Here is a 1,740-nt window from a genome sequence, read left to right as displayed (position 1 = left end):
TCGGCGGGGTAATGCTTCATCCCCACGGGGACTCCGTTCTCCTGGACCATCAAGATCCAAGTGTCTCCGGTGTCCAAAACCCAGGGTCAAGGCCCATGTCTTGGCCGCAGCAGCCGTGGGTGCTGTACTCGTTGCCGGGCCGGTGGCCGACGCGTCGGCGGCGCAGCGGCACTGGAACAAGAAGACGAGGTGCGAGCAGACTGATCCCGAGGGTCGGGTGATCCCCACTCGATACGGCAACGGCGACCTTGGCTGGAACCATTTCTCCGGGAAACACAACATCCGCAAGTGCCGGATCGTCGACGCGGCTCTGGCCGGGAAGGTCAACAAGAAGGGCGGGGGACGCCTGGAGGGCAAGAAGATCGGCGTCATCACGGCCTACTGCAAGGGCGTCAACAAATGCCCGGCCTGGATCAACGAGTGAGCTGGCCGTGCGGGGAGACGGTCGAGCAGCAGGCCTACCTCACGCGTTTCCTCCTCGACCACACGGCGGTACCTCTCGTCGGCGGGACTTTTCTGCGCGGGGTGCTGCCGACGCGGGACGCGGTCCGGGTCGTGACCGGTGCCGGCGACGCCGTGGCACCGGACGCGCTGGTCGCCTACGAAGTGCCGCTGACGGACGACGATGACGAACCGGTTACCGCCCCGCTGGTGCTGGGCTGGACACGCACGCTCGCAACCGGCGGCCCCCCGCATCCGGACGCGTCCGTGATGGGCATGGCCCTGGTCCGGGTGGACACCTCCGCCGTCGAGCCCGCTCCGCCGACAAACACGGACCGGATGCTGCGCGTGCTGCGGACACTGGCGTGGCCGTTCGCCGAGACACCGCCGAGCCCCCCGCTGTGCGGGTTCCTCCTCACCGGACAGGACAGCATGCGGCTCTACCTCGCGGTCGAGGAAGCCGACGGGCCGGTCGCGGTCGATGTGCGCCTCACCGGCGCACTGACCGCCCTGCTCGCCGCACTCCCCGCGCTCGTGCGCGAGAAAGAACGCTGGACACCCGACACCGACCCGCACTGCGCCCACTCGGTCGACCTCACCACCTGGTGACAACCGGCCGGCCAACAAAAGGCATGCCTGAGGACGCCTCGCCTGAAGGTCAGCGCCGCTGTCTGCGGGCACAGCCCGTGAGCGAAGGAGCGGCGCCGGATGCTGGAGGCGCTCGGCGAGGCCGGCGGTCGGTGCGCCGCGCAGAGCGTGGAGTTGTCCAGCGGGGACGTCATAGGTCGTTCGGGCAGTAGCGCCCCGCCTCGCGGGTGCAGAGCTGGGCTCGAACGCGGGATGGAACGCCCGGGCGTAACTGTTGCGCGTCGGCGGGCGGCGGCGTCGGCTGGTCGTGGACCGGGGCTTGAGAAGCCCGTCCCTGAATCTCAGTTTCCGTGGGCCTGGGGGTGTCGGCGTACAAGTTATCGTGCGCCACCTCGTACGGATGAGAATGCACCATTGTTGATGCGGTTCAGGGTGGGGGCCGCGAGTCTTCTGTCGTCTGTTCAGGGTTGGCGGAGGGCGGTTCACGGTGGTCTTGGATCCGCATCGATGGCTGGAGTTGCGGCGGTTTCGGGGGCTGTTTCGAGGTGGTCCCCGGGGCTCAGGCCCAAGTCGACCTTGTTGTCGACGAGGTGGGCTACCAGCCACTGGAACGGGACGAGGCGAACCTGGTCTTCCAGGTGATCTCCAAAGGTTACGAAAAGGGCTCGATCATCCTGACCTCGAACAAGACCTTCAGTAAAGCGCACATGT

Annotated in this window: 2 protein-coding genes and 1 pseudogene; all 3 read left to right on the top strand. The window is 67.3% G+C overall.

The genetic code is table 11. From position 1 onward, the window contains the following. The first annotated feature begins 100 nt into the window (after positions 1 to 100). A complete protein-coding gene (locus tag ACWCPY_RS43245) occupies positions 101 to 424 on the top strand; it encodes a hypothetical protein (protein ID WP_451274680.1) in 324 nt (107 codons plus the stop codon). Next, on the top strand, positions 421 to 1,050 hold the full coding sequence (locus tag ACWCPY_RS43240) for a hypothetical protein (protein WP_451274678.1): 630 nt from the start codon (positions 421 to 423) through the stop codon (positions 1,048 to 1,050). The genes ACWCPY_RS43245 and ACWCPY_RS43240 overlap by 4 nt, the downstream gene beginning before the upstream one ends. A gap of 554 nt (positions 1,051 to 1,604) precedes the next feature. Further along, positions 1,605 to 1,740 (top strand): annotated as a pseudogene (locus ACWCPY_RS43235) (ATP-binding protein); the annotation flags it as partial.

It is taken from the genome of Streptomyces sp. NPDC002403, from assembly GCF_053593015.1.
Note: the sequence above shows the minus strand (reverse complement) of the source record. Positions and strands in the feature narration are given on the sequence as shown.